Source organism: Natrialba hulunbeirensis JCM 10989, from assembly GCF_000337575.1.
GTDB lineage: Archaea > Halobacteriota > Halobacteria > Halobacteriales > Natrialbaceae > Natrialba > Natrialba hulunbeirensis.
This window is the reverse complement of record NZ_AOIM01000035.1, coordinates 146,730-172,351: the sequence shown is the minus strand read 5'-3', so window position 1 is coordinate 172,351 and position 25,622 is coordinate 146,730. Positions and strand designations below refer to the sequence as shown.

Here is a 25,622-nt window from a genome sequence, read left to right as displayed (position 1 = left end):
CAAACTGACGCTGGAGCGTGAGTTACCGGAGAACCAGAGATCGAATCTGAGCTCTGAAGACATGTTTCAAAGAGACTGTATTTTTACAAGGGGGGCAAAAGAAAATATTTGTGAATACACGCGCAAGTACGCACACCAACCCGGTATTGATCATGCCTTTCTTCCTGTCGGTACACCTGATCTCAACTTAATTGAGCAGGTCTGGAAAGTACTCAAACGCAATACCTTGCCAATCGTCGTGGCGAGCAAAAGTACGGAACCGACTGGCAGGCCGAGCGCGTCGCCGACACGGCCGACGGCCTCGCCTGGATCTGCGCGGGCTTCAACGACGGCGGCGGCGCGCTCGGCCGGTGGCACGTCCACTCGACGGATATCCACCACGCCTCGTTTCCAGCCCTCGACGACATCCGCCACGGGGAGTTCGAGTGGAGCGTCGCTTTCCACGGCTACACGAGCGACACCATCCTCGTTGGCGGGACCGCAAGCGAAGCCGACCGGGCACTCGTCGCCACTGCACTCGAGGAGGCCCTGCCCGAGACGCCGGTCGAGCTCGCGAGCAGTGACGCAACGAGCTACGCCGGTGCAGCGCCCGAGAACGTGCTCAACGAGGTCGGAACGATCGGACAGACGATTCAGCTCGAACAGCCGATGGACGTTCGGCAGGAGCAGTGGGCGGATGTCGCGGATGCCGTCGTGAGTGCACTCGACGAGTTGCACTGAAAGCTGACGACAGATCGACTCGAGTGTAGCGAGAGAGCCACCAATTCCGAAGAAGTGTTGGACGCCGAAGCCAGGACTCGAACCTGGGACAACCTCGTTAACAGCGAGGTGCTCTACCATCTGAGCTACTTCGGCTCAACTCGTGATTGGAGGGTTCATTTGATAGGGCTTTCGTTTTCGCTTCCGGCGGTTCGACACCCTTTCACGCACCGCACGAGTAGATGCGGGGAAATGAGCGACGAGGATGCAGACGCCGGCGCTGGCGTAGACGCCGGCGACCGTGATGCCGGAGGAACTCGAAACGAAGGCAACGGCAGCGACAGCAGTGATGCTGCTAGCGACGAGTTCAACAGCGTCGTCGCCACCGTCCGAGACCGCGTCGACCCCGACGAAGACGAACGCGAGCGACTCCGTGCAGTCGCCGACCGGCTCACCACCCGCGCCGAAGAGGCCGCAACCGAGCTGTGCGACGACGCAGACGTCATTCAGGTCGGCTCCACCGCGAGAGGCACCTGGATCAGCGGCGACCGCGACATCGACGTCTTCGTCCGATTCCCGCTCGAACTCGACCGGGAGACACTCGAGTCCCACGGCCTCGAGGTCGGACACACCACCCTCCCCGACGGCCACGAGGAGTACGCCGAACACCCCTACGTCAAAGGCACCGTCGAGGGATTCGACGTCGACGTCGTCCCCTGCTTTCGACTCGAGTCGGCCACCGAAATCAGATCGGCCGTCGACCGAACACCGTTCCACACGGAATACCTGCGCCAGCGCCTCGACGACGAACTCGCCGCCGACGTGCGCGTCACGAAGCAGTTCCTGAAGGGGATCGGTGCCTACGGGAGCGACCTCCGAACACGTGGGTTCAGCGGTTACCTGACCGAACTGCTCGTCTGCGAGTACGGCGGCTTTCGCCCGCTTCTCGAGGCTGCTGCGGACTGGCAGCCACCAGTTGAACTCGATCCCGAGGACCACGGCCGTGAAACCTTTGCCGACCCGCTCATCGTCATCGACCCCACAGACCCCGACCGCAACGTCGCCGCCGTCTGCTCCCCCGAGAACGTCGCTCGACTCCAGCACTACGCTCGCGCGTTCCTCGAGGAACCGGCACTCGAGTACGTCGAGCCTGCCGACCCCAAACCACTACCCAAAACGGAACTTCGCGAGCACCTCGAGCGACGCCAGACGACGCCGGTTGCGATCCGATTCGACGCGCCGGACCTTGTAGAGGACCAGCTCTACCCCCAGCTCCAGAAATCGCTCGACGGGATCACACAGGGGCTCGACGACCGCGGCTTCGACGTCTTCCGCGCTGCGGCGTTCGCAGACGAGACGGCCGTCGTGTTCGTCGAACTCGCCGTCGCCGAGCGCCCCGCGGTCGAGCGCCACGACGGACCGCCAGTTCACGTGCAGGACCACGCTGAGGGGTTCTACAACGCGTACGCGGACGATCCCGACGCCTACGGCCCGTTCATCGACGGCGACCGCTACGTCACCGAGCGCGAGCGAGAATTTACGAGCGCACGCGAGTTTCTGGAGAGCCAGCGTCTCTTCGACGTTGGCCTCGGGGCGCACGTCCAGACAGCACTCGAGTCCGACTACGAGGTGTTAGTGGGCGACGAAATTACAGTGCTACTCGAGGAGTTCGGTCGCGAGCTCAGGACGTACTTCGAGCCGCGGCCATGAGTTCGTCTCGAGTTATGAATTAGTAACAGAGTTCGAATGGCGGAACAAATATACGAGATCAGGATAGAATGTCTGTCATGAATCCTGCTGGTGTATTGTTATTTCTGTTCGGGCTTGCGATCGTGGCGTTTCCAGAAAAGTTGCTACGGATGTTCTTTCTAGGGCTTCTGCAAGAAGGAACCTTGTCTAGTGGTGGAATTTTGTTCTACAGACTGATTGGCGGGTTCTTTGTGTTTGCTGGTTTGGCTGTCGCAGTAGGAATGTGACCGACACGCGGTCACAATTCGATATCGAGGGCAGATCAAGGGCGGATGAAACGTGGACAACTATCCGCTGGGACAGCTACAGGCCAAGATCGGCATCTAACTCGTGTTCCTCGAGAACCGCCTCGAGTGCAGCTTCGACTGCCTCGTCGATTTCGGCGTCGTCGTCCGGCCCGATCGGTTCGCGGCCGTCGAACGTCTCGTGGACGATCGAGACGCTGTCTGCGAGGACGTCCAGCCCGTAGCCGCCTTCGAGAACGAACGCGAGCGGTGCACCCAGTTCGCCAGCAAGCGTCCGCACACGATCGGTCAACAGCGCGTAGGCCTCCGTCGAGAGGCGGATTCGTGAAATTGGGTCGTGGCGGTGGGCGTCGAACCCTGCGCTGATGAGCAAGAGGTCCGGATCGAACGACTCGAGTGCGGTCGCAACGGGGCCGTCGAACGCGGCGAGATAGCCCGCGTCGCTCGTGCCGGCAGGCATCGGGATGTTCATCGTCGTCCCTGCACCGTCGCCAGTCCCCGTCTCCTCGACATCGCCGGTGCCGGGATAGAGGCCCTGTTCGTGGATCGAGACGAAGAAGACGTCGTCGCCGTCATCGAAGATGTCCTGTGTCCCGTTGCCGTGGTGGACGTCCCAGTCGAAGATCGCGACGCGGTCGACATCGTACTCGTCGTGGTCGAGTGCGTGTTGTGCGGCGATCGCGACGTTGTTTGCGAAACAAAACCCCATCGCGTCGTCGGGGACGGCGTGGTGGCCCGGCGGTCGGCCGATCGCAAACGGCGTCTTGCGACCTGAGTCACCCGCGAGCGCGGCGTCGACGGCCCAGCAGGCCTGTCCGGCGCTGGCACAGATCGCATCCCAGGTCGCCTCGACTGCCGTCGTGTCGGGATCCCAGTTCCCCCCGCCGTCCTCACAGAACTCCTTGACCGAGTCGATGTACGCTCGGTCGTGGACGGCCGCAATGTCCTCGATTGGACAGGGGTCTGCCTCAACGTACTCGACGCCGTGTTTCTTCTTCAGGCGCTCTCGAATGGCACGCAGTCGGTCCGGCGACTCCGGGTGGCGCGGACCGGGATCGTGTGCGAGGCAGGCCTCGCTGTAGCCGAATTGCATCTGCTGTCACTCGAACAGCGAGAAGTACGTCTCGATGTCGTCGTCGATGATTGTGCGCCGATCGGCGTGGTGTGCGAGAATCGCCGCCGCACCCGCGACGTTGTCGGCATAGTCCTCGAGAATGTCCGCGAGCGCGACGCGAGCATCCATCGAGACCCGGTACTGGTCCTCGATCTCCAGTCTGGCGATCCGGTCGACGGGCGCGACGGGCAACTCGAGTTCGTTCTTGTCGACGACGGTTTCGACGCCGAAGTCGGCGGCCATCAGCGTCTTTCGGCCGTCGTCAGTGGCGCACTCGGCGGCGTCGATCGCGAGTTCGCTCCCGTGGTCCTGGATCCGGGCTGCGAGTTCCTGGGACGCATCGGCACTCACCCGAAGCTCGCCCGCGTTCCGGCGGATAATCGTATCCACGGGCGCGAACGGGAGTTCGACGTTCATACCATCATAGGTGAAGTTAACGCCCTTAACGCTTTTCCTCGCCGCTTGACAGCGCAAGGACTGCTTAGAACACGTCGTTTGCATCGAGGCGGCCATCTCGGACGACGCCCCGTGCAGTGACTTCCTCGCCGAGTCCGACATCGACGTCGGTGTCGACGCTCATCGTCGTCTCGCCGTCGTCGAGGACGACCGGGTTGCCAGCCTGCACGACGACGCCGGTGAACTCGGTTTCGTCGCCGTCACTGTCACCAGCATCGTCGCCGTCGGCGGCGTCAGCTGCATCGGCGCTCGCCGCGTCGGACGTCTCGTCGTCTCCGGACGCATCGCCCGCAAACGCGCCGAGTCCCGCGTTCTCGTCGTCACTACCGCTCTCATCGCCGTCCGTCGTGCGCTCGGAGTCGGACTCGAGTACCGTAATCGTCGACTGCCAGCCTGCGGAGGCTTCGAGGTCGTCCTGCCAGCCGTCCTGGATCTCGACGTCGCCGAGTGCGACTTCGTCGCCCGGCCCGATGTCAATGTCGGCCTTCTCGCCCCAGAGCGCGACGCGAATGTCCCCGGTCGCGTCCTGAACGCGAATGTTCCGGACCTGCCCTTCGGAGCCGTCGTCGCGGTCGAACGTCCGTTTCGGATCCGCCGAGCGGACGACGCCGGCGAGGTCGACCTCCTGGCCGATTTCGACGCTCTCGATAGACGTGCTCTCCGGCACGTACTCGACCTCGGCGTCGACTTCCTCGACTGCGCCGCGGTTGCCGACGTGGAGTTCGAGACTGCCGTCGCGCTCCTTGACGTAGCCGTCGACGACCTCGACGGTCGTCCCCGTCTCGGTCTCGGTCGCGAGGTCTGCCTGTTCGTCCCACAACGTTACGCGGACGCGCCCGGTCGAGTCGCCGAGCACGAGGTTCGAAACGCGCCCTTCGGAGCCGTCGTCGCGGTCGAACGTCCGGACAGTCCCCGTATCCAGAACCAGTCCGACCAGGTTGACGTTCGAAAGACCGAGTGAGAGGCTCTCGACGGTGTGCGTATCCGAAACCTGCACGTCGACCTCAGTGTCCGGATCCGGTTCGACTTCATCAACACTGACCTCGACGCCGCTGAAGCCGTCCTTCGGGCGACCCTTGATTCGTAGTACCTGGCCTTCCTCGAGTTCTCCGAGTGCGGCCTCGGCGTGTTCGTCCCAGAACGCCGCACGCACGGAGCCGGTTTCGTCGGCGACTTCGACGTTGACGACCTGGCCGTCTTCGTCCTCGCCGTCGCGTTCGAAGGTGCGGCGCTCGCCGATCGAGAGCACCTTGGCGACGAACTTCGCCACCTCCATGCCGGGTTCGATGTCGGCGATGCCGCCGACCTCGCTTTCGCCGATTTCGTGGGCGATCAACATCGCCGCGGTCTCCTCGTCCGCGAGCCCCCCCATCTGCTCGACTTTCGCCTCGACGGCCTCGCGAAACTCGTCGAGAGAAACGTCGGCCTCGAGATCTTCGTAGACGCCCTCGATATCGCTCATTCTATGCTCGTGCAGGCGTAGCCCGCGCATAAGCGTTATCCATTCGATGTGTGCGATGGACGCGCGAAGACTGTTGGCCCTCGCTGTTTGGCTCGTCTCTGCCCATGCTCGACGTAACGACCACGCCGAATTCGGAAGCGCTGCCGGGCATCGCGGACGGACAGCCAACCTCGAGTACCCGACGCGCGCCGGACGCAACTCGAGTACAACTCGTCTTGGTTCCCTGCGTCATCGTGCGTACCGCATGATGGGCCTGTCATCCTATTTGAATGTGCGCAGGTGGTCGGTCAGGGTCAGTACTCGAGTACAGGCGTTCGTGCTACCGCCAGCACGACTTGCGGTGGGGTGGGACGCTGAACGGTGTCGTGGGAGAGTTAGACAGGCACAATCGGCCGAAACAGGCCCGTTCGCCGGTTGCTTTCGAAAGGGCTTTAATGTCCACGCGGCTACGAAGAGATGAGTCCTGATAGGGTAGTGGACTATCCTCTTGGCTTGCGGAGCCAGGGACCGGAGTTCAAATCTCCGTCAGGACGCTCACTTATCGCGGACGCTTCGCATTACTCAGCGCCCGCTTTTGCGTTCGGTCCTGACGTGCCCAACGCTCGCTACCGCTCGCGTTGGACTCCGTCAGGACGCTTTTCCGAACACAACAACGACCGGAGCGAGTCGTCCGTGTTCAGAAGACGGACCTGGAAGATTTGAGCAGACAAATTGCAGTCCGGAACGGCGCTTTGGGCCCCATGCCCGGAACATCTTGGCGAGTTCAAATCTCCGTCAGGACGCTCACTTATCGCGGACGCTTCGCATTGCTCAGCGTCCGCTTTTGCGTTCGGTCCTGACGTGCCCAACGCTCGCTACCACTCGCGTTGGACTCCGTCAGGACGCATACGTATTGGGGATACAACATCGTGTTCAGCGGCCGTTTTACGGTTGAGTTGAGGTGTCCAGTGTGACTGCCTATGTTAGATGTCAACAAATCATCTCTTCCGATACCAACGGGGCGGTGATACTGGCAGTGAGACGATACTAGATGGTGCGAGAATGGATACATATAGTCCGTTCCCAAGTGTTCTGGTTTCCAATAGCTATTTCCTAAACTGAGAGAACACAGTTTGGATTTAGATAGCTTTTTATGAGATGGTGTGGCCCATCTTCCAAGAAGTGGGATGGATTCGAAAGTACACCATCGGACGAACTCGACTGCGGGATCAACAGCAATGGCACAGTACGATTACGACACCGACCATACCGCGTCACTCGCGGTGATTGAAGCCGTGTCGACGGCTGCTGACTGCGACCCGACCGAGCTGCCACCACTGTACGATACTATCGATCCGGATGCACTCGATGCACTCTTTTCGGACCAGACTGCAACCGATGTCCGCCCAGAAATCTCGTTTACGTACGATCAGTACGAAGTGACGATTGGCCGGACCGAAGTTCATCTCTCCGTCGAGATCGCACAGTAGGGACGACACACCGTTCTTTTTCCAACTCGAGTCGTCGCCTGATCGCTGACGCGAGCGGTATTCGTATCGACGCCAGTTGCGCAGGACAGTCCTGGCGCTCAGCGTGAAAAATTGGTGAGAGGAGTAAGCCCCCTTCTGTTCATCCCGGCATTCGGCTGAGCGTCCACGCCGTCACGGCAAAGCCGTGGTGTTCGGGCTACCACGGCGTGGACTTGCACCGGTGAGGGTTCGCCGTTCCATCGATCCTCGGCCGTCTCTGTGTGGTCGATCGTGACGAGCACGATCCACGGTTTCGAACCGTGAACGCCGACCACACACCGCTCGGCAGCTCGTGCGCCAGAGGCGCTCCGAGTCGCCGTCCCTCTGCGGGTTGACTCCCCTTCCTCTCGGTCGGGTTCGCACGCATCATCGGTCGGGCCGAGACGTGTCGTTTCTGTTCCAGAGCCAGCGGTCTCCCGCTCCGGACTTGCGTCCGGTCACCTGCCCGAACAGGTGGGGGGACTTTCCTCGCGAGCGTTGGGCAACCCGGAGGGTTGGCCAACGTTAGGAGCGTGGGGCGTCTCGAAGAGACGGCCCACGTTAGGCACGTTGCGCGACTCGGAGAGTCGGGCAACGGTAAGAGCGCGGGCCACCCCGAAGGGGTAGTCCGCGTTGCACGGCCATCCCGTTGCCAGGATCGCCGCCGCGGCAGCCAGGCTCTCTCTCCACCATTTCTAGGTGCTAGTAGCGAATAAGTCCCTCGGTCGAAGCCACAGTCGATTGTCGATAGCCACAATACGTGTCACTATCGGAACGCTACCACCCAGTGGTTTGATTTTCGAACCGAATGGAAGCGTTTTAGGACGACTGTCTCATGTACACGTGTATGTCCCAGGGACAGGGCGTCAACCTTTCCTACGAAGACGGTGCGCGAGCGGTCGAACTCGCGCGTGAAGCCGTCGAATCCTACGTCGAACACGGCCAACGAGAACAACCAGGGAGCATGCGTGAGAGCTTCTACGAGCGAACCGGTGCGTTCGTTCGGCTCGAGTCCACCCGCGGTCGCGGCAGCCTGCGCGGCTGCGCCGGCGGCTACCGCTCGGGTGAACAGCTCGGTCACGTCATCGTCGACGCGGCGATCGAGGCCGCCAGCGAAGACTCCTGTGGCTCCGAGGTAAGCCCCTCCGAGTTGCCAAATCTCACGGTCTCGGTCTGTGCGGTCAAAAACGTCGTCCTCACCGACGATCCACTCACGGATATCGAACTCGGCACGCACGGTGTCGCCATCGACGGCGGCGAGGGTGGCTGGCTCTACCCGACAGTGCCCGTCGAAAACGGCTGGAGCGAACGTGAGTATCTCGATCGGACCTGCCGCAAGGCCAAACTCGCACCGACTGCCTGGCAGGACGACGACGTCGTCGTCACGCTGTTCGAAGGCCAGGTCTTCCGCGAGCGCGAAGCTGACGGCAGTATCGAAGAACTGTAGCGAAACCGATACTGTCGCGTCCTTCTGTTGCTGACAGCCATATTGGATACCAACAGTCGCTGTCAGCAAGCAGTTTGGAGTACACACAGTAGTCGCTAGTACCCAGTTCAGCCAGAACACCTATTCGACCACCGACTCGAGAACGGTACCAATGGCAGGCCACCCGCAACTGCTTCCCGAGCTGGTCGGAACGGCGGTCGCTGTCGGATACTGTCTCTGGGTGTATGGGATTATTGCCGGCTACCTTCCCGTCTGGTCGACCTTTCTCCTCGGAATCGCAGCGATCCCGATCGTACTGTGGCGGGCGGACTGTCGCGGCATCTCCGAATCGACAGTCTATGCACTGACCAGAGGTGTCGTTGTCACACTTCCGGCACTGATACTGCTGCTTCTGCTCTCGGGCTTCGGACGCCTGCTTCGGTCGAGTTTTCGCGTGTTCAGGGCAGAGCCGCTCGCTCGAATGCATTCGGAGGGACAGGTCGATCCGTACCTCTCAATGACGTCGGTTGCTGACGTAACTATCCCCTATAGCCTCCTCTTTGGCGAGTACTTCACCGGCGAGTCGACGGTCGCCGAAGAAGCCTTCGCGTTCGTCGTCTTCGATCCATACCTGTTGTTAATCGCGATGGAAACGACGGTGCTGTTCGTTCTTGGCTGTGGTATCAGCGGCCTCTGGTATGGATGGCGGCGACGACCCGTCTCAGAACCCGAGTCGGCTACCAGCTAACTCGCGTCGAAACAGCGGATACGCCTCGAAAACGAAGAACCACGAAAACCACGACGAATCAGTTACGCTGCGTCAGTCGCCGCAGTCTCCGCAGTCGTGTCGGCTGTCGACTCGTCGTACTCGAGTGCGGTGTCCGAGTCGACGACGGAGAACTGGTACTCGTCTGCGGCGTCCTCGACGGCAGCGACGAGTTCCTCGAAGTCTTCCTCGACGTTCTCTTCGCCGTACATCGGCGTACACGTTGCGCTGACCGTTACTGAGAGGATTGCGGCTGTCTCAGTGGTCGACGAACTCGGGTCGATTCGTGGCGACTCGAAGGCCTCCTGGACACCGTCATCGTACGTGTTGACGGTCGTCGAATAGATGGTTCCCTCCTCGACGCAGTAGAGTTTGGCCCACTCTCGCGTTCGGGTCGCGTAGTCGTAGGCGACGATGGTAGTGCCGACGAGGAAAAAGACACCACCGAACGCGCTCACGGCAGCGCCGCCGGCGTCGATGCCGACGAGTGTGATGCCGAGCAACGAGATGAAGACCCCGAGTGTGGCGACAGTGAGAATCTGTTCGAGATATTCGTCGTCAACTTCGGGTGCGAGTGATCTGGAGTGTTCAATTGGACGGGTCGTTGCCTCGAATCCACCGCTTGCGTGGAACACGTCATCAGCAACGGCCGATGCCCTGCCGGCCGCAGTGGGAGATGTGGACGTCGCGATTCGATAACCGAGGTCTTCTGCCTGCTGCCGGAGTGCGATGTGGAACGAGTGGGCAGCGAAGTTGTCCGGTGCCCGGACGGCGATCGTCTCCGTGTGGTCGGCAATGATCCCGTAGGAGGAACGCCACGTAATCGCGACGATGATCGCCCCGATGATCATCGCAGCGACCCAGAGCGCAACGAGACCGAACTCCTGTAACCCAAGCGCGACAATGAACAGGATGACCGCAGAAACGGTCAGTGCGAGTCCATAGGAGTTGCGGAGCGTGTACCGGCCCAGTCGGGACCAGTCAGTTTCGGCGACGATATCCTGGCGTTCCTGACTGATTCCGTTATCGATGTCGAGGAACGGAACGCTCCCACCGCTGGTGAGACGCGGGAGGAGTACGAGTGCAGCGCCGGCGAAGACCAGCAACCACCAGAAACTGACAACTGATCCCAGCGCTGTCAGCGGTTCACCCGGCCCAGTAAGTCCGGCAGCATCAATTACAAATAACAGTACCCCAAGCCCAAACAGGAGTTTTCCATTCCTGGCAGTAGATGCCATACCACGAAAAAGATAGTTCGAATATATAAATATTCCTTACTATATGTTTCGAATATGTTACCGATGCATCAGGGAGTGAGTGAGTTAATAGATGCCGAGTATCGGTAAATACAGCGCCGACTCGGTGGAACTATCGGATCGGTATTACCATCAGAATGAGGACATCTGGGCAAATGAGTCAGCAAACACCAGTTCGGAGACGAGATCGGCTATCGTGACCGGAAGGCAGTGACAACGAAACTACGGCTCTGTGTCGGCGAATCCGACCGCCTCGGCGTCGGCCAGACACCGCTCACTCGCCTCGTCGAGGTCGAACTCACGGACGAGTTCGCCGTCACGGACGAGCGGTTCGAAGAGTGGTGTCGCATCGTCAGGCGCGTCGCGGTCGGCCAGCGCGACGTGGTGGCCACCAGCTTCGGTTCGGTAGACCTCCTTCACACCCGAGAGCTTGCCGCGTTTAGAGATCGGTTCGCCTGCGATCTCGACGATATCGAGGCTGAAGTCGACCGAGTCCGCACCGGTAATGTGGCTTCCAACGCCGAAGCCGTCCGCGATGTCTCGCAGTTCGCGGATCGAATCCGGTCCGAGTCCGCCGCTGCAGAAGATGGCAACATCCTCGTAGCCCCGTACGTCGAGTTCCCAGCGAACTTCGCGGATGATGTGGCGGAAGTCACCGCGACGCGACCCCGTGGTGTCGATACGGACGCCATCGAGATCCTCGCCGAGCGTCTCCGCTGCGAGCAGGCTCTCGCTCTTCTCGTCCCAGAAGGTGTCGGCCAGTGCGATCCGGGGAACGTCCTCCGGAACCGCCTCGTCGAACGTTGCCCAGGCCTCGGCCTGATTCCCCTCGCCGAAACAGAACATGAGCGCGTGGGGCATCGTGCCACCTGCTTCACGCCCGAGGAGTTCGCCCGCAGCGACGTGCGAAAAGCCGTCGAGTCCGGCGAGCAACGCCGCACGCTCGACCGTCGCCGCAATCGACGGGTGGACGTGGCGCGCACCAAAGGAGAGGACGGTCGACTCCGGCGCAGCCAGTCGAGCCTCGAGTGCCGCCGTCGCGAACCCACTCGGTTGTGAGAGAAAGCCGAGCAGCGAGGTCTCGAGTTCGGCGAACTCGAGATAGGGGCCTTCGATTCGCATGACTGGACCGCCGTCGAACAGGAGACCATCAGGCAGGGCGTCGACGTCGACGGCCCTCCCCTCGAAGAGCGTTGCGACGTCTTTGACGCCCGTGACGACGTCGAACGACCCAGTCGGGAACTGGTCGGCAGTGACCTCGGCGACGACGTGGGGGTTCTTCCCGGCGTACTCGAGTGTCGTCCGCGTGCGGTCGAAGTAGGCGTCCGTCGCGGTCCCCTCGAGAATCGCCTCGTCGGGGATGGTTCCGAACGGGTTTGACATAGCGTCGATTTCCTGCGCGAAGCCAAAAATCTACCCGTCTCCGGTCGATTTCGGCTTCGTTGTGGCGGGCGATTGTACGCTGGCAGAGAGCGTACAGGAGTGGGGCTGGTGAAGCAGACAGATTATGGTGCGGATGGAACCGGACTCGAGTACGGTCCTGCACCACCAGCGCGGGCGGGCGGAGAAGCGGTGGCCGCTGTGGAGTCGGGCGTCGGTGTGGGGACCGTGTCGTGGACGGACTCGAGTGCTGCTGTCGACGGCGCGCCGACGATGGTTACCGTGTCGTCAGAGACTGAGACGGCATAGCCGCCGGCGAACGGGTCGTTGTCGGGGAGGTGGTGGATCGTTTGCTGCGCTCCGGGCACGGGTGAGTTCGAGTCCTCGAGCGTTGCACCGTGGGTGGCGAGAAGGGTCCGGTAGGCGTCGGCGAAGGTGGCCGCATCGTTGGGGGTGTCCCAGGTGAGTTGCCAGACGAAGGCGTGCTGTGAGTCGTGGTGCTCGTGGTCGTCGTCACTCCCGCCTTCGCCCCCATCCGCGTCTGTGTTCGCGTTCGTACCTTCGTCCCCGTCCGTACTCACCTGTTGGTACACCTGAAACGTATCGCCGGCCCACCCACTGGTTTCGGGTGCCGAGTAGTTGTACGGCGAGTGCTCGGGTGCGCCCGCAGTGAGCGGCCGGTCGATGACGCCGTTGGCCCACAGCGTCGCGAACAGTGTTGCCTCGCCGACGGTGTCGGTCCGCGGTTCGTCACTCTCGCCGCCGACTGTGATCGGTTCCCACGCCGCATCGGAGCGGTCGGGAACGTCGACGGTGACTGGGTCGTCGGGGTAGCGCTCGGGGTCGATCAGTTGTGCCGTGCTCGTCGGCCGGTCGTCGTAGGCCGCGTCGACAGCATCCCAGCCGCCGCGGTCGTGGAGGGTGGCGACGAACTCCGGCCCCATGGCGTAGGGAGCGTAGATGGAGAGAAAGAGCCCGGAGTTGATCTCGTTGGTATCGGTATCGGCGTCGGTATCGGAATTGGCATCGCCATCGCCATCGCCATCGACATCGGCTTCACCCCCAGTGCCATCGTCCGCTTCGGGAGTAGACGCATCCGTCGGAACACTGGCAGCGAGACAGTGCCACTGCTCGCCACAGCGCTCGTCGTACAGCTCCGGCACGTAGTTCGCTTCCCCCTCGATCAAGCCGAGTTCGGCACGGCGCTCGTCGAGCGTCTCACCCTCGCGTGCGAGGCCGAAGTGCTGGTCCTGCAGCGCGTGGACGAGTTCGTGTACCAGCGTGTCGCGATCGATTCGGACACCATCGTTCGCTGGGTCGGTGACGATGACAATCCGGTCGTCGGTGTAATAGCCCTGGACTGAAGCGCCGTAGAGGGCGTCGAGTTCCTGATTCGCGTCCGTCTCACCGTCGACGACGAACGTCCCGCGCCAGAACTCGTTGACGAACGGCGACGCAGTGCCGGACTCACCACGTTGCTCGCGATATTCCTCACGAGTGATCACCTCAAGTTCGACGTCGTGCTCGAACCGCAATTCGCGGACGACTTCGATGCGGGCCATCGCGCGATACTTGGCCTGCTCGAGTTCGGCCTCGCTGAGTTCGGCCGTGGCCTCCTCGTCGAACGCGAACGTGTCCTCGGGCGAGTACTCGCCGAGATCGCCGTACTCGCGGTCAGTCCCGAACTGATCCGGCGACGCTGGAAGCGTACAGCCCGCAAGCAGAACGAGAAGTACAATAGCGACGAGTCCCAGCGGCAGGCTTCGTACTCGAGTACGCAGTCGTCCGCCGACCACCTGCCGAGAGTCCGAGCCCCGTCGCTTCGTCATCGAGTCTCGCTTTCGCCGGTGCGATCAAAGCTTCGTCGGCTTTACGACCACCGCTACGGGACGTGCGCCGTGTGCGGCCGACCCGGATGGACTCGAGTGTCCCCGTGACCGAGCGCGCGTACCGAGGATGACGAGCCAGCCAACGGTTCCTGCGAGCGCGACGGACACGAAGACGGCCGTCACTGTTCCGAAGCCAGGGTTGAGTCCTGCAAGCACAGCGCCCTCCTGTTCGTCGGTAGTACTGGCCGCGGTCGAGTCAGCGCCGCTCGAGTTCGAGCTAGACGCGTCCGCACTGCCCGGGACAGCGCCCGCGTCGAGCGCATCGAGGTCGTCGATGGTCGGTGCGCGGACGATGGTCACCGTCTCACCGTCCTGGTCGACGTGGTACGCACCGGGGAAGCCGTCGTCGATCACGTAGGTATCTGCCGAGTCGTCGGCCTGGCCGCCGTTGTACAGTTCGAGCAACTCGGTGTACGCGTCGGCGAACTGTGCGGCGTCCTCGTCGGAGGTCCACTCAGTCTGCCAGACGTAGCCAGTGTCGTCGACATCGTCAGCGGTCACGGTCTCCCCGTCGTTCGTCGCGACGTAGGTCACCAGTTCGTCGCCCGCCCAGCCGTCGGTGATGGCGTGATCGAACTCGTACCCCATCCCGGAGCCGAGGATGTCAGCCTGCTCGAGTACCGTCGGTCGCATGTCGTCGAACGCACCGCCGGCGAACATCGCAACCATCCCCGCTTCACCGACGGATTCGGTCGCAACGTCGTCGCCGTCCAACTCGAGTTGGGTCCACTCGTCGTTCGATCGATCCTCGATCTCGATCGCAACCGGGTCCCGGTCGTCGCCCGGCCGGATCACTTCGGAACTGCTCGCAGGTGGGTCGTCGTAGGCTGCGTCGACGGCATCCCAACCGTCCTGTTCGAGCAGGTAGTCGACGTAGTCGGGGCCGTCGTCGTAGGGCTGGTAGATAGTGAGGTACAGCCCCCAGTTGAGATCGTCCGGAGCAGGCGGGATGCGCTCTGGCTGGAGACAATCCCAGTCCGCCGCACATCGCTGTTCGTACGTAGTGTCGACCCAGACCGCGTCGCCCTCGATGAGGCCGTTCTTGGCGTTATCCTGGTCGATCGTCTCGCGGTCGTAGCTCCGGAGGTCGAAGTGCTGGTCCTGCAAGGCATGGAGTAACTCGTGGCCCAGCACGACTTCATCCAGTTCTGGCGAGTCGGGACTGTCCGAGACGATAACGATTTCGTCGGTCGCCGGATCGTAGAAGCCGTCGACGGCACCGCCGTAGAGCGACTCGAACGCCTCGGTCGCGTCGGTCTCGCGGTCGACCATGAACAGCGCCTCGTAGTTGACGTTCTGCTGAAGGCGCTCGTCGCCAGTCACGTTCGCGAACATGTCGCCGTGTTCCGTCTGATACTCCTCGCGGGAGATGACATCGACGTCAGCCTCATCCTGAAAGGTCAGGTTACGGATGAGTTCGACGCGCGCCATCGACCGGGCGACGACGGCGTCCAGCTCGTCCGACTCGACGACGGCGTCCGCACGGTCGTCGACCGGTAACTCATCGTCGTACCAGTAGCCGTCGACGTAGCCGATTGTCTCAGTCGTAGACGGATCCTCCGGTCGGTCCTCCTGTGGGACCTCCGACTCGAGTCCGTTCTGCTCGTGATCGCTGGCACCCGAGTCAGAGTCGGGCCCCGGACCCGGATCTTCACCCGGGGAAAAGATAGCAACACCACCGATCGCAGCAACGAGGAGGACGAGTGCTGCAAGGAGGGCAAGACCCGCCATACGCCGCGTTCGCGTCGAATTCATCGGGTATAGATGCGAACCTGTACGAAAGCAATCGTGAAAAGAGCGACGGTCGGCCGAAGCGAACGTGCTCGCCGCGAACGTTTTGACAGAAGCGTTCGTACCATCACGTATGTCTGTCACGCTGGAGCCAGACCGTACGGCCGTCATCGTCGTCGATATGCAAAACGGGTTCTGTCACCCAGACGGGGCGTTGTATGCGCCCGGCAGCGAGGAAGTCATCGAACCAGTCGCCGAACTCGTCGATCACGCTCGCGACGCGGGTGCGCGCATCGTCTACACCAGGGACGTCCACCCACCGGAGCAGTTCGATGGGGCGCACTACTACAACGAGTTCGAGCAGTGGGGCGAACACGTCCTCGAAGACTCCTGGGAGGCCGAAATCGTGGACGAACTCGACGTTCATCCCGACGACCACGTCGTCGAAAAGCACACCTACGACGCCTTTTACAACACCGAACTCGAGGGCTGGTTGAATGCTCGTGGGATAGACGACCTGGTCATCTGTGGCACGCTCGCGAACGTCTGCGTGCTCCACACTGGCGGCAGCGCCGGCCTCCGAGACTTCCGACCGCTCATGATCGAAGACTGTATCGGTGCACTCGAGGACGACCATCACGAGTACGCCCTCGACCACGCTGCCTGGCTGTTTGGCGAGGTACTTGCGGGCGACGAAATTGCGTTCGCCCCGTAGACCGTTTAGATCGGTCGTGGACCACACACGCTGTCTCGACGTGTGTTCAGTCTGTCTACTGCTACTCACAACGACGAGCGGTGTCTGTCTCAGCGTAGCCGCTCCCCACCACAATGGTGTTATGTTTCCAACCATTCGATTACTTTAAATAGTATTCCGGCCCCAGACTAGAATGAAGCGATATAACCAATGGAGCGCAACGATTCGTCGACTCACTGTCCGGAGTGCGATGGAATACTCCGGGAGCGCGAAACGGAAACGATCTGCGAGGAGTGTGGTGCCGTCGTTGACACTGATCCGATCGATCGTGGCCCTGAGTGGCGGTCTTTTGCCGACGATCCGACTGATCGTCGCCGAACCGGTGCCCCGCTCACTCGCTCACGACACGACCGGGGGCTGTCAACGATGATCGGATACGGGCCCGGGTCACAGTTCGACCGGAGCACACGAATCACCGGCCGCAAGCGCCGCCAGCTCACCAGGCTGCAGCGCGAACACACCCGTTCACAGATCGGAACGAAAGCAGAGTACAACCAGATTCGTGCGTTCAACGAAATCAAATGCATCGTCGCCCGACTATCGCTAACCGACCCCATCACCGAGCAGGCCTGTGCCCTGTTCGACAGCGCCCAATCCGAAAATCTCCTCCAGGGTCGCTCACTCGAAGGCTTTGCCGCTGCAGTCGTCTACGCAATCTGTCGTATCCACGACCTCCCACGAACGATCGACGAAATCCTTACCGTCGCATCCGCAGACGAAGCCGAACTCAAAGCCGCCTATTCCGCCCTCAATCGCGAGCTCGGACTCGAAACCGGACCGATCGATCCCACTCACTATCTCCCACGGTTCGCCTCAGAACTCGATCTCGAGATGCCTACCGAGCGACGCGCACACGAACACGTCACCGCACTACAGCAGGCAAACCGAATCTGTGGCAGCAACCCAAGCGGCGTCGCCGCAGCCTGTCTCTACCATGCTGCCGGTGAACGCGATGAGTGGCCAACCATCACGCAGGCCGACGCTGCTGCTGTCGCAGACGTCGCAGCCACAACGATCCGAGCGACAGTCAAGAAACTTCGGGCACTCGAGACAGAGACAGAGTCAAAGTCAAGGTCGGAGTCGGAGACAGAGACAGAGACAGAGACAAAGAGCGAGACAGAATCCGAAATCGAGTCAGCATCTGAGTAGTCTCGAACAGATCGACTGGGCGCAGCCGTTGACGATGATAGCAGAGAAGTCGATTCGTTACGTCGTTCGTAGATTATCCGTACTCGGCTCGTAGACCTCGCCTTTCTGCTTTAGCTTCTCGATCTCGTGTTCGGCCTTCGAGTGATCCATACCGATTTCCTCTGCGCGATCCATGACGATGTCGACCGGCGCGCCGTCGTCGTACTCTTCTTCGATGTCGCTGATCAACTGTTTCAGGTTCTTGATCCGGTCGCGCTGAGACTTCGAGGTTCCCGCTTCGACGATGTCGGCGTCGAACTCGCCCGTTTCTGGGTCGACACCGACGTCCTGGAGACACGAGCGGACGATTTCGATGACTCGATCCGCGTCGGATTGCTCAACCGTATCCGAGAGTCGGACACGCGCACTCGCTTCCGAGAGACGAACCAGCGCTTCGAGCTTTCGGGCAGTGACGGGAACGGCTGCGTCCTCGTCGGTCCCCTTCGAGCGAAGATTGACGTAGAAGTCCCGGATCGACTCGCGGGCTTCCTCGGTCATCCGCGGGTGACAGTTCTGCTTGGAGAAGGCGATGTACTTCCGAAGGAGGTCGGCGTCGATCTCCGGGTCAACCTGTTCGGTCATCTCCTCAATTTCGTCCTGACTGACATCGAGGTTAGTCATCTGCTCGCGCTGGGTGGTTAGCTCACCCGCGTAGTTGGTTGTCAGGATGTGCTCTGCGAGATTGCGGTCTTTCTCCTCGTCGGGCGTGTCCGTGACGGTGAAGATCAGGTCGAACCGCGAGATGAGCGCCGGCTCGAGGTCGATCTGTTCGCTGATCGGTTCGTACTGGTCGAAGCGACCGTACTTGGGGTTCGCTGCACCCAGCAGCGAACAGCGGGACTTGAGGGTGGCGTTGATGCCGGCCTTGGAAACCGAGATTTTCTGCTGCTCGAGGGCCTCGTGCATGGCAGAGCGATCTTCAGAGTTGTGGACGACCATACCGTTGGCGACGAAGTTGTGCGTGCCCTCAACCGTGAGGTCGTAGACTCTTGGTTGATCACGTCGATCGATTTCCTGGAGAAGCCCTGAGATTCGACGACGCTTCGTATTGAGTAATTCTTCGCAGACGGATCTAACGGCCTCGAAGTTGTCAACATCGACGGTTCCAGAGAACCATCGTGAGACGGTCGACCCTGCGACATCCATCTCCGCAGCGACCTGCTGGAATGAGATGCCATACGTTTCCAGCCGAACTCGGAGTTCATCCCACGTTTCAGCCGAACTCTCTGTTTCGACCAGAGACCGAGCCGACTTACGAACCGAGTCGACGGTTCCGGCACCGATTTCATCGGCAAGGCGTTGTTCGAGAACCCGGACTCTGGTATCGGTGTGCTCTCGAGAATCGATTCGTCGAATAGTTTCGACACGCCGCCACTTTACGTCGCTCTCGATTAACTCTCGAAGCGGATCGAGATCGACTGAAGCCGGGGTATCGAGCAAGTCGCGAAGTCGATAACGAACTCGTTCTCGAAGTTCGAAACCACCACCCCACCGAGACGAAAGTTGTTGCTGTGACATTGACATCTCGGCAGCTAATTCCTGTTGGGAAATGTGATATTGCTCCCGAAGTTCAGCAAGTCGTTCCCAAGACACCTCAGATGCAAGCTCACTGTAATGTTCTTTCGCAGCTAATTTCCGACCCTCGAACGCTTCGAGTATTGTTCTCGAGAGACGAAGAGACGCATTTGCGTCCCCGTTTTCGAAGTTACAGTAGGTTGAACAATTTTCGAGACCACACTCGGATTGATAGAGGCGAAGTGCTCCCCGCGCCTGTTCAAACAGTTCACCACACTCCGGAAGTACGTCGAGAATGGTCCGGTCTCCTGTCGTCCGCTCGCAGGCACGTTCCAACGCGTGCTGTTTTCGTTTAAGTGTAAATCCGATGGAACGCTTGAACGCTTCCAGCGATTCGCTGGACGTGATTGCAAGAATGAACAGATCGCGTCCGCCATCTCGAGGTCGTGTCTGGATCTGGCTCGAAATCCCGAACTCGAGCAGCAACATTTTCGTTCCGAGCAAGAGTTCATAGCTCGATGAAAAGAGTTTGACAGCGCGCTCGTCAACTGTTCCCTCCGAATCCGCGAGCGCACGAATAAAGGCAGATTTCGTCTCGCGAGACGCGCTTGTTACCGCCTCCGGGAGCCGTTTTCCATCGTAGTTTTCGAGGTTCGCACCGGACTTGAGGAGTTCGTCGACGTACTGTTTTCCGTGTACTCGAACCGTTTGGACACCGTCAGCTCGTTGTTCGCTCGGATGGCGAACAGCCTGGGTACTGAACGCGTTCGTACACGTCTCTTCGAAGTCGCTCAGCAGTTCCTCTTCTTTGTTCGTAAAGCGGAAGCCATAGCACCCCTCGTCACGGTCATAGAAGATATTGCCATCACCGGCGATATATCCGAGGATCGCGCCGTGCGAAGGGGATAGTCGACTCGTTTCCGTTTCAACGTTGCCAGACGGGAGTACGCTGACTCCGCCATCGGCCACTGTCGCGGGAATCGTGTCGGGAACAAATATCCAATCGTCTTCGTTCAAATACTGTGCCTGGCGTTCCTCCCGGTTGCCCTCGTTCAGAACGAAGAACGGGTGATCGGCTGTCGTTGTCAGTTGTTCCCCACTCTCTAGCGTAATCTCGTGAAGTTCATCAGGTGCGTCGTACTCGTGGATCGCTGAAACGTCGCGCTTGACGATGGATCCATCCTCTGTCATCGTCAAGACATCCACGTCAACGTCCCGGATCGTTCGCCCGTTCTCGAGTTCTTCAATTGAACCACTCGGTATCGCTTCGTGTGCGAGTTCACGGATCGGCTTAATGCCGTCACCAGTATGAACCAGTGTGTCACCAGTCACGCACCGCATCTTGTCGAGTTCGTCAACCGCCGCAATTCCCTGATCGGCGAGGACGAGCGCACCGGCCTCGAGTGTCCACTGCTGGCCGTCGCCGAAGTCGTCGCGAACAGCTGCGGCCGTCAGACCAGCCGAGGACGACCCCTTCCCGGAGGTGTAGACGGATCGCGGCGCGATATTCTGGATGTAACCAATCATCTGACTCTTTCCGGTACCTGGATCCCCTATAAGGAGCATATGCAGGTCGCCACGAATCCGCGACCCGTCGGGGAGGTGTTTCGTAACGCCCGAGAATAACTGGAGCGTCATCGCGAGTTTCTCCTGATCGTAGCCGTAGATGGAGGGCGCGATGGAGCCGACCATCTTCTCGTAAACGTCGTCCCGATTCGAGATTTCGTAGATTCGCTTCTTGTCCTCGTCGGTGATGTCCATGTCCTCGAACTGCTCTTCGTCGATATCGACGGACATGCCCTCCATATAGAAGTCGAACACCGGCGTCTTCTCGCCCTGGTTGCTCTGTTGTTCGAGTCTGAGCACACCCGTCGCGGAGACGTGATCGCCCGGCGTGACCTCGCCAGTAATGTCGTCCTCAACGTGGACGTCGAGCGCCTGTGGCGTCTCGCCGCCACGGAGTCCCTCGGGACTCTCCTGAATCCGAAGCTTTTGGGAGTCGACGAACTCGGACTGGTCGAAGTTGACCTTGAACGGCCCCTGTCGCTCACAGCCCTGACACTCGTGGGGTTCCTGAAAGTCCCCGCTCGACTGGGGAACACGGCTGAGCGTGCCACAGAGCTGGCACTCGAAGGCTGCCTCCTCGATTTTGGGACGGACATCCGTCGCCTTGCGGACGATGCCGTGAACCTCGACCAGCGAGTTCATGTCACGCGCGCGAATCTCGCGGATCTCGGGTGTCTCGGTCTCGGGCAGATTCTTGATACGGACGTGGGCTTGCCCGAGACTGACGTCGATCGGCAGGTCGTAGAGCCGCAAGGCCTCCTCAGCGTAGCGCTGAAGCTGCTCAGGCTGGGCCAGCATGTCGTCGGCTAGATCCGGATCGAATCGGTAGAGTTCTTGCCAGTCGACGTGGAGCGAGCGCTGTTCGTTGGGATACTGCTGCGCAAGCTGCTTGATCTCGTTGTCGTAGTAGTTGCGGAAGAACTGCTCGAACGCGTCGACAAGTTCAGAATTTCCCGCTTGCGCCATTGCACTGTCCTAGGTTCGCCATCGGGTATAAATGGTCGCAAACCGGACTGAAACTGAATCGGATGGCAGAGAATGCACCGAGATGGACAGGCAGTAACGTTCTCTCACGCTCTCCGTTCTGGAGACAGCGTCCCCTACCTCTCCGTATCGACGGTTGCGTCCGGCGCATCTGACGACGAGTCAGCCGTTTGGGAGCCGAGTTCCGAGGAGGCAACACCGAGCGTCGCAATCGAGCGGATCGCTTCCTCAACTGAGATATCGATGTCGTAGACGTTCGTCGCGGGAACGTGCATAACGAATCCATTCGTCGTCGGGTTCGGCCCGAGGGGAACCATAATCGTCACCATCGGCCCCTCGTCGGCCCGTGATTCGATGACAGGCGGCGTCTCGGCGGTGAGAAAGGCCAGCATGTAAGCGTTCTCGTGTGGAAACTCGACGAGTTTGACGTCCTTGAACTGATCCGTATCGTCGTCGAGCAGCATATGACTCGCGCGTCGAATACTCTCGTAGACGGTGCTGATGCCCGGAATCGTCTCCATGGTGGCGTGGAGACGCTTCGAGATGTGACGACCGGGTGTGTATTCCGCGACGATTCCCACGAGCAGGAAGAAACCGAACAGCGACGCCAACGTAACGAACTGGACGACCGCGGTCGGCGGATCGTTCGGCAACAGGTAGATGATTCCGTCGACAATGGGAGAGAGAACGCCGAGGACGAAGTCGACGACGACGATCAGAATGAGGAGCGTGATGACCAGCGGAATCGTGATCGCGATCCCGTTGATGAGCCATCGCTTGAGCGCAGTCCGTGCCCCGTCCCAAAATTCTGCCATACGTTGCGAATGGAGTGGGACACCCAGTAAACCGTTCGGCTTTCGGGAGCCTCGTGTCGACTGGGGCGTGGCAATGAGCCGCAATATCTCATTGCATACGTGATAGTCGTCCGCTCAACACACACGGACGAGATGGTTTTCGTCGATTACGGCGTAGAGTTGGTATGGCAACCAGATCCCCAGTCTACTGTCACCTGTGCAACGAGGAAATCGATACCGACGACACGCTCGAGCATCACCTGGTGTACAGCCACAAGCCCCGTGAACTGGCCACGCGACTCGTGGCCGAATGGGAAGCGGAAGAACTCGGCGATGCGGTATAAGATCGTACTCGCCGGTGCAGTTTTTTCATTTCGAACGGTTCCAGTCGCTACTCGCGAGTTGGTCAGCGGCAAAAATATGGGATCGCCCGGATTTGAACCGGGGTCACGGGCACCCAAGGCCCGAAGTATACCAGGCTAACCCACGATCCCGTACCTCCTTCTTTTGGGTGCACTGCATAAAGGGTTTCGTTCTGTTCCGAACGGTTTTGTTCCTCGCGACCCTAGAGTCGTGCATGGTTACAGGACTCGAAATCCTTCTGCTGGTCCTCGTTCTCGCTGCGCTTCTCGGCGCAACGACCATCATCCAGACGGTCCGTCCCTTCATCGTCAACGCCGTCGTGGGCCTCATCGTCCTCTTTCTAGCCCAGGCCGTCTTCGGACTCTCCGTTGCAATCACCCCGATTGCGATCGCAGTCGTCGCGATCGGGGGCTTCCCCGGCTCGCTGCTCGTCATCCTGCTGTCGCTGTTCGGGATCGCGTTCGTTCCCTGAAACGAATCCTGAAACTGATTCTGAAACGAACGCTAAACCTGATCGTCGACTCTCAGCCGTCGTCCCCGCGTTTCTCACCGCCGACCCCGTTGCTGCCGACCGCTGTTGCACCCGCGATACTGACGAGTAGGAAAGTCGACAAGCCAGTGTGAAAATCGAGCGATGAGCGATAACCGGTGAACGACGAACGATGAACAACGGGCCAACTAACGCTACAGATCCTCGTCGCGAAGCTCGATATCCGCCACGAGTTCGTACGGATGTGCATCCTTTCGAATACCATCGAGCAGCATGAACGCCTCGCTGGGGTCGAGGAAGTGCTCCGTCACGACCTGTCCCAGCGGCGTCGGCTCGAAGCCGTCGATGAAGTCGTACTGAAGCAGTTTGCCAACCGCGTGCTTCGTCGGTACGTCACCCAGCATTCGGTCGTTGAGCGACTTCGTCGCCTTGCCACCGACGGTAATGTTCGCGAGCGTCTCCTCAATCGCCGCGCTCTCGTCATAGTGAGTCATCACCGACTCCATCTCACCCTTGAGCAATTTGAACGCCACCTCATCCTCCGTCATCTCCATCGAGTTGTGATAGGCGGTGTCAGGCTCGACGAGAACGTACACCTTGCCTTTGTCGTGGTAGTCGGGTCGGCCCGCACGCCCGAGCATCTGGTGGAACTCCTGCACGGAGAGCCACTCGATCCCCATCGCCAACGAGTCGAAGACGACCTGCGACGCGGGGAAGTCGACACCCGCTGCGAGCGCCGCCGTCGTCACGACCGCCGCGAGATCCTGATCACCGAACTGGCGCTCGACCGTTTTGCGGCGCTTGTAATCGAGACCCGCGTGGTACGGCGCCGAGGAGTACTCGAGTTTCCGCGAGATTTCGTGACACCGTCTGCGGGAGTTCGTGAAGATAATCGTCTGCCCGCGATACCCCTTCGAGGACTCGGTGTCGAACTCGCGTCTGACGAGTTTGTTCTCGACGCGGACCTTCTCCTGGCCGTCGGCGAATGTGACGTGGCGCTCGATGGGGACCGGACGCTCCTCGAACTCGATGAGGGTGGACTCGAGTGCGGTCGCGAGCTGTTCGGGGTTGCCGACGGTTGCGGAGAGGTAGACCCACTGTGCGCCCTGGTAGTCGTCTCGCCGCTTTGCCCGCTGCTCGCAGGTGTGTTTGAGCCGCGAGATGAGGCCGTCGAGGCGGTGGCCGCGCTCGTCTTCTTTGAGGGTGTGGACCTCGTCGATGACGACGGTCCCGATGTCGCCCATGTCCTTGCCGGTTCGGAGGGCGTGGTCGATCCCTTCGTAGGTGCCGACGATGACGTCGGCGTTGGGGTCGAACTGGTTGCCGTTGTCCGCGATGCGGCTGGCACCGACGCGGATGGAGACGTCGACGAGGTCGCCGTACTCGTCCTCGAAGTCCTCGTGTTTCTGATTCGCGAGTGCGACGAGCGGGACGAGAAAGAGCATCTTCCCCTTGCCGTTCAGCACGCGGTTGATCCCGGTCATCTCGCCGACGAGGGTCTTCCCGGTCGCCGTCGCGGAGACAACCATCTGGTCGTCGCCGTCGAAGAGTCCGTTCTCGACGGCAAGGCTCTGAACCGGGAGCAGCGTTTCGAACCGGTCCTCGAGCAGGTTCTGCAGGCCGGGGTGGAGGTTCAGGGAGTCGACCCGGACGGGGTCGACCTCGTCAGTCGTCGCCGAGATGGTATCGAACTTCGTCAGATCGGGGTCGAGTTGGCCCTGCAGCAGATTGACGATTCGATCCAGGTCCTGCACTTCGATCATCAGGTCCTCGAGTCGGTCCTTGGCAGCGCCGGTGACCTTGCCGCCGCCGGAGTACGATAGCTGGCGTTCGAGTTCCTGGCGAGCGCAGTCCTGGCAGATCCAGTCTTCGTCGTCCTTGACCGCTGTTTCGGTCGTGATCGGCGAGTAACGGCCCGCGGAGGCGCAGTAGCGACAGGTCCGAACGGCCTTGGCCTTCTCCTCGAGCTGGTAGCCCGAGAGCATCTCGAGGAGTTCCTCGCGGCCGGTGCGGGAGGTCTGCTCCGAAATTCGAATTCGCTTCGCGCGACGCGCGAGTTCGACGAACTCGTCGGGCTGGCGTGGCTCCTCGCTCGAGCCGTCTTTGAGACGGAACTTCGCGGGGCGGGGCCCGGCGGAGGTTTCGGAGAGCCCGAGCTTTGCCCGGAACAGCCGCTTGCCGTCGCGCTGGACGACGATCAGGTAGTCGCCGCCGGTTTCGTGGCAGAAGATGGTTTCGACCTGCTGGACCTGCTTCGACACGATACGTGGTACACGACTGTCGTACTTGAGCGATTCGGACTCGTACT

At 60.7% G+C, this 25,622-nt stretch carries 21 protein-coding genes, 3 tRNA genes, 1 other RNA gene and 1 pseudogene; 13 read left to right on the top strand and 13 right to left on the bottom strand.

Annotation, left to right across the window (positions count from 1 at the left end; genetic code table 11):
• Positions 1-103: 103 nt before the first annotated feature.
• Both C483_RS19995 and C483_RS21255 read left to right on the top strand, forming a co-directional pair.
• Positions 104-253: pseudogene (locus tag C483_RS19995) on the top strand (IS630 family transposase); the annotation flags it as partial.
• Entirely contained in the window at positions 202-720 is a 519-nt protein-coding gene (locus C483_RS21255; RefSeq protein WP_394295579.1) for a poly-gamma-glutamate hydrolase family protein, read from the top strand. The pseudogene C483_RS19995 and the gene C483_RS21255, both read left to right, overlap by 52 nt.
• Before the next feature lie 62 nt (positions 721-782).
• On the opposite strand, the gene C483_RS12075 is transcribed toward C483_RS21255, so the two are convergent.
• Positions 783-855, bottom strand: a tRNA-Asn gene (locus C483_RS12075).
• Positions 856-951: 96 nt separating this feature from the next.
• Here C483_RS12075 and cca point away from each other — a divergent pair.
• Together cca and C483_RS12065 are read left to right on the top strand one after the other, a co-directional pair.
• Positions 952-2,409, top strand: a complete 1,458-nt coding sequence (cca, locus tag C483_RS12070; RefSeq protein WP_006653637.1) for a CCA tRNA nucleotidyltransferase — start codon at positions 952-954, stop codon at positions 2,407-2,409.
• 77 nt (positions 2,410-2,486) lie between these two features.
• Positions 2,487-2,675, top strand: a complete 189-nt coding sequence (locus C483_RS12065) for a hypothetical protein (RefSeq protein WP_049912625.1) — start codon at positions 2,487-2,489, stop codon at positions 2,673-2,675.
• Between the two features lie 76 nt (positions 2,676-2,751).
• On the opposite strand, the gene C483_RS12060 is transcribed toward C483_RS12065, so the two are convergent.
• The 3 genes from C483_RS12060 to C483_RS12050 all read right to left on the bottom strand — a co-directional run bounded on the left by C483_RS12060 (position 2,752) and on the right by C483_RS12050 (position 5,725).
• Positions 2,752-3,786: a histone deacetylase family protein gene (locus tag C483_RS12060; RefSeq protein ID WP_006653635.1), complete on the bottom strand. Its 1,035-nt coding sequence runs from the start codon at positions 3,784-3,786 to the stop codon at positions 2,752-2,754.
• A gap of 6 nt (positions 3,787-3,792) precedes the next feature.
• Complete coding sequence (locus C483_RS12055; RefSeq protein ID WP_006165428.1) at positions 3,793-4,224, bottom strand: histone; 432 nt, start codon at positions 4,222-4,224, stop codon at positions 3,793-3,795.
• Positions 4,225-4,288: 64 nt separating this feature from the next.
• The gene (locus C483_RS12050) at positions 4,289-5,725 is read right to left on the bottom strand and encodes a single-stranded DNA binding protein (protein ID WP_006653634.1); all 1,437 of its coding nucleotides are present in this window, start codon (positions 5,723-5,725) and stop codon (positions 4,289-4,291) included.
• A 104-nt stretch (positions 5,726-5,829) separates the two neighbouring features.
• Between C483_RS12050 and C483_RS20255 the strand changes: the two genes are divergently transcribed.
• The 3 genes from C483_RS20255 (at position 5,830) to C483_RS12040 (ending at position 7,194) form a co-directional block, all read left to right on the top strand.
• Entirely contained in the window at positions 5,830-5,973 is a 144-nt protein-coding gene (locus C483_RS20255; protein WP_160166260.1) for a hypothetical protein, read from the top strand.
• A 212-nt stretch (positions 5,974-6,185) separates the two neighbouring features.
• Positions 6,186-6,258: transfer RNA gene (locus tag C483_RS12045), tRNA-Arg, on the top strand.
• Positions 6,259-6,942: 684 nt separating this feature from the next.
• The gene (locus tag C483_RS12040; RefSeq protein WP_006653633.1) at positions 6,943-7,194 is read left to right on the top strand and encodes a HalOD1 output domain-containing protein; all 252 of its coding nucleotides are present in this window, start codon (positions 6,943-6,945) and stop codon (positions 7,192-7,194) included.
• 118 nt (positions 7,195-7,312) lie between these two features.
• Here the strand turns inward: C483_RS12040 and rnpB are convergent.
• Positions 7,313-7,721, bottom strand: an RNA gene (gene rnpB / locus C483_RS12865) — RNase P RNA component.
• Between the two features lie 338 nt (positions 7,722-8,059).
• Here rnpB and C483_RS12035 point away from each other — a divergent pair.
• Together C483_RS12035 and C483_RS12030 are read left to right on the top strand one after the other, a co-directional pair.
• Positions 8,060-8,659, top strand: a complete 600-nt coding sequence (locus C483_RS12035; RefSeq protein ID WP_006653632.1) for a TIGR00296 family protein — start codon at positions 8,060-8,062, stop codon at positions 8,657-8,659.
• A gap of 151 nt (positions 8,660-8,810) precedes the next feature.
• The gene (locus C483_RS12030) at positions 8,811-9,386 is read left to right on the top strand and encodes a hypothetical protein (RefSeq protein ID WP_006653631.1); all 576 of its coding nucleotides are present in this window, start codon (positions 8,811-8,813) and stop codon (positions 9,384-9,386) included.
• Between the two features lie 62 nt (positions 9,387-9,448).
• On the opposite strand, the gene C483_RS12025 is transcribed toward C483_RS12030, so the two are convergent.
• The 4 genes from C483_RS12025 to C483_RS12010 form a co-directional block, all read right to left on the bottom strand.
• Positions 9,449-10,642, bottom strand: coding sequence for a hypothetical protein (locus tag C483_RS12025; protein WP_152419876.1), 1,194 nt, complete (start codon positions 10,640-10,642; stop codon positions 9,449-9,451).
• A 240-nt stretch (positions 10,643-10,882) separates the two neighbouring features.
• Positions 10,883-12,043, bottom strand: a complete 1,161-nt coding sequence (locus C483_RS12020) for a nicotinate phosphoribosyltransferase (RefSeq protein ID WP_006653629.1) — start codon at positions 12,041-12,043, stop codon at positions 10,883-10,885.
• Positions 12,044-12,165: 122 nt separating this feature from the next.
• The gene (locus tag C483_RS12015) at positions 12,166-13,869 is read right to left on the bottom strand and encodes an Hvo_1808 family surface protein (RefSeq protein WP_006653628.1); all 1,704 of its coding nucleotides are present in this window, start codon (positions 13,867-13,869) and stop codon (positions 12,166-12,168) included.
• Positions 13,870-13,893: 24 nt separating this feature from the next.
• The gene (locus C483_RS12010; RefSeq protein WP_049912624.1) at positions 13,894-15,684 is read right to left on the bottom strand and encodes an Hvo_1808 family surface protein; all 1,791 of its coding nucleotides are present in this window, start codon (positions 15,682-15,684) and stop codon (positions 13,894-13,896) included.
• A 109-nt stretch (positions 15,685-15,793) separates the two neighbouring features.
• Between C483_RS12010 and C483_RS12005 the strand changes: the two genes are divergently transcribed.
• Both C483_RS12005 and C483_RS12000 read left to right on the top strand, forming a co-directional pair.
• A complete protein-coding gene (locus tag C483_RS12005) occupies positions 15,794-16,375 on the top strand; it encodes a cysteine hydrolase family protein (protein WP_006653626.1) in 582 nt (193 codons plus the stop codon).
• Between the two features lie 189 nt (positions 16,376-16,564).
• Positions 16,565-17,563, top strand: a complete 999-nt coding sequence (locus tag C483_RS12000) for a transcription initiation factor IIB (protein WP_006653625.1) — start codon at positions 16,565-16,567, stop codon at positions 17,561-17,563.
• Between the two features lie 57 nt (positions 17,564-17,620).
• On the opposite strand, the gene C483_RS11995 is transcribed toward C483_RS12000, so the two are convergent.
• Positions 17,621-21,649: an LAGLIDADG family homing endonuclease gene (locus tag C483_RS11995; RefSeq protein WP_006653624.1), complete on the bottom strand. Its 4,029-nt coding sequence runs from the start codon at positions 21,647-21,649 to the stop codon at positions 17,621-17,623.
• A 134-nt stretch (positions 21,650-21,783) separates the two neighbouring features.
• Positions 21,784-22,482, bottom strand: a complete 699-nt coding sequence (locus C483_RS11990; RefSeq protein ID WP_006653623.1) for a DUF502 domain-containing protein — start codon at positions 22,480-22,482, stop codon at positions 21,784-21,786.
• A 164-nt stretch (positions 22,483-22,646) separates the two neighbouring features.
• Between C483_RS11990 and C483_RS20475 the strand changes: the two genes are divergently transcribed.
• On the top strand, positions 22,647-22,805 hold the full coding sequence (locus C483_RS20475; protein ID WP_006653622.1) for a hypothetical protein: 159 nt from the start codon (positions 22,647-22,649) through the stop codon (positions 22,803-22,805).
• 77 nt (positions 22,806-22,882) lie between these two features.
• Here the strand turns inward: C483_RS20475 and C483_RS11985 are convergent.
• A tRNA-Pro gene (locus tag C483_RS11985) sits at positions 22,883-22,955 on the bottom strand.
• Positions 22,956-23,038: 83 nt separating this feature from the next.
• Between C483_RS11985 and C483_RS11980 the strand changes: the two genes are divergently transcribed.
• Positions 23,039-23,296, top strand: coding sequence for a pro-sigmaK processing inhibitor BofA family protein (locus tag C483_RS11980; protein WP_006653621.1), 258 nt, complete (start codon positions 23,039-23,041; stop codon positions 23,294-23,296).
• 212 nt (positions 23,297-23,508) lie between these two features.
• Here the strand turns inward: C483_RS11980 and C483_RS11975 are convergent, their stop codons facing one another.
• Entirely contained in the window at positions 23,509-25,575 is a 2,067-nt protein-coding gene (locus C483_RS11975; protein ID WP_006653620.1) for a DEAD/DEAH box helicase, read from the bottom strand.
• Positions 25,576-25,622: the final 47 nt, after the last annotated feature.

What these genes read in the sequence shown, in the direction of transcription:
- cca (WP_006653637.1), top strand. Translation starts at nt 952, where the DNA reads ATGAGCGACGAGGATGCAGACGCCGGCGCTGGCGTAGACGCCGGCGAC.
- C483_RS12065 (WP_049912625.1), top strand. Translation starts at nt 2,487, where the DNA reads ATGAATCCTGCTGGTGTATTGTTATTTCTGTTCGGGCTTGCGATCGTG.
- C483_RS12060 (WP_006653635.1), bottom strand. Translation starts at nt 3,786, where the DNA reads ATGCAATTCGGCTACAGCGAGGCCTGCCTCGCACACGATCCCGGTCCG.
- C483_RS12055 (WP_006165428.1), bottom strand. Translation starts at nt 4,224, where the DNA reads ATGAACGTCGAACTCCCGTTCGCGCCCGTGGATACGATTATCCGCCGG.
- C483_RS12050 (WP_006653634.1), bottom strand. Translation starts at nt 5,725, where the DNA reads ATGAGCGATATCGAGGGCGTCTACGAAGATCTCGAGGCCGACGTTTCT.
- C483_RS20255 (WP_160166260.1), top strand. Translation starts at nt 5,830, where the DNA reads ATGCTCGACGTAACGACCACGCCGAATTCGGAAGCGCTGCCGGGCATC.
- C483_RS12040 (WP_006653633.1), top strand. Translation starts at nt 6,943, where the DNA reads ATGGCACAGTACGATTACGACACCGACCATACCGCGTCACTCGCGGTG.
- C483_RS12035 (WP_006653632.1), top strand. Translation starts at nt 8,060, where the DNA reads ATGTCCCAGGGACAGGGCGTCAACCTTTCCTACGAAGACGGTGCGCGA.
- C483_RS12030 (WP_006653631.1), top strand. Translation starts at nt 8,811, where the DNA reads ATGGCAGGCCACCCGCAACTGCTTCCCGAGCTGGTCGGAACGGCGGTC.
- C483_RS12025 (WP_152419876.1), bottom strand. Translation starts at nt 10,642, where the DNA reads ATGGCATCTACTGCCAGGAATGGAAAACTCCTGTTTGGGCTTGGGGTA.
- C483_RS12020 (WP_006653629.1), bottom strand. Translation starts at nt 12,043, where the DNA reads ATGTCAAACCCGTTCGGAACCATCCCCGACGAGGCGATTCTCGAGGGG.
- C483_RS12015 (WP_006653628.1), bottom strand. Translation starts at nt 13,869, where the DNA reads ATGACGAAGCGACGGGGCTCGGACTCTCGGCAGGTGGTCGGCGGACGA.
- C483_RS12010 (WP_049912624.1), bottom strand. Translation starts at nt 15,684, where the DNA reads ATGAATTCGACGCGAACGCGGCGTATGGCGGGTCTTGCCCTCCTTGCA.
- C483_RS12005 (WP_006653626.1), top strand. Translation starts at nt 15,794, where the DNA reads ATGTCTGTCACGCTGGAGCCAGACCGTACGGCCGTCATCGTCGTCGAT.
- C483_RS12000 (WP_006653625.1), top strand. Translation starts at nt 16,565, where the DNA reads ATGGAGCGCAACGATTCGTCGACTCACTGTCCGGAGTGCGATGGAATA.
- C483_RS11995 (WP_006653624.1), bottom strand. Translation starts at nt 21,649, where the DNA reads ATGGCGCAAGCGGGAAATTCTGAACTTGTCGACGCGTTCGAGCAGTTC.
- C483_RS11990 (WP_006653623.1), bottom strand. Translation starts at nt 22,482, where the DNA reads ATGGCAGAATTTTGGGACGGGGCACGGACTGCGCTCAAGCGATGGCTC.
- C483_RS20475 (WP_006653622.1), top strand. Translation starts at nt 22,647, where the DNA reads ATGGCAACCAGATCCCCAGTCTACTGTCACCTGTGCAACGAGGAAATC.
- C483_RS11980 (WP_006653621.1), top strand. Translation starts at nt 23,039, where the DNA reads ATGGTTACAGGACTCGAAATCCTTCTGCTGGTCCTCGTTCTCGCTGCG.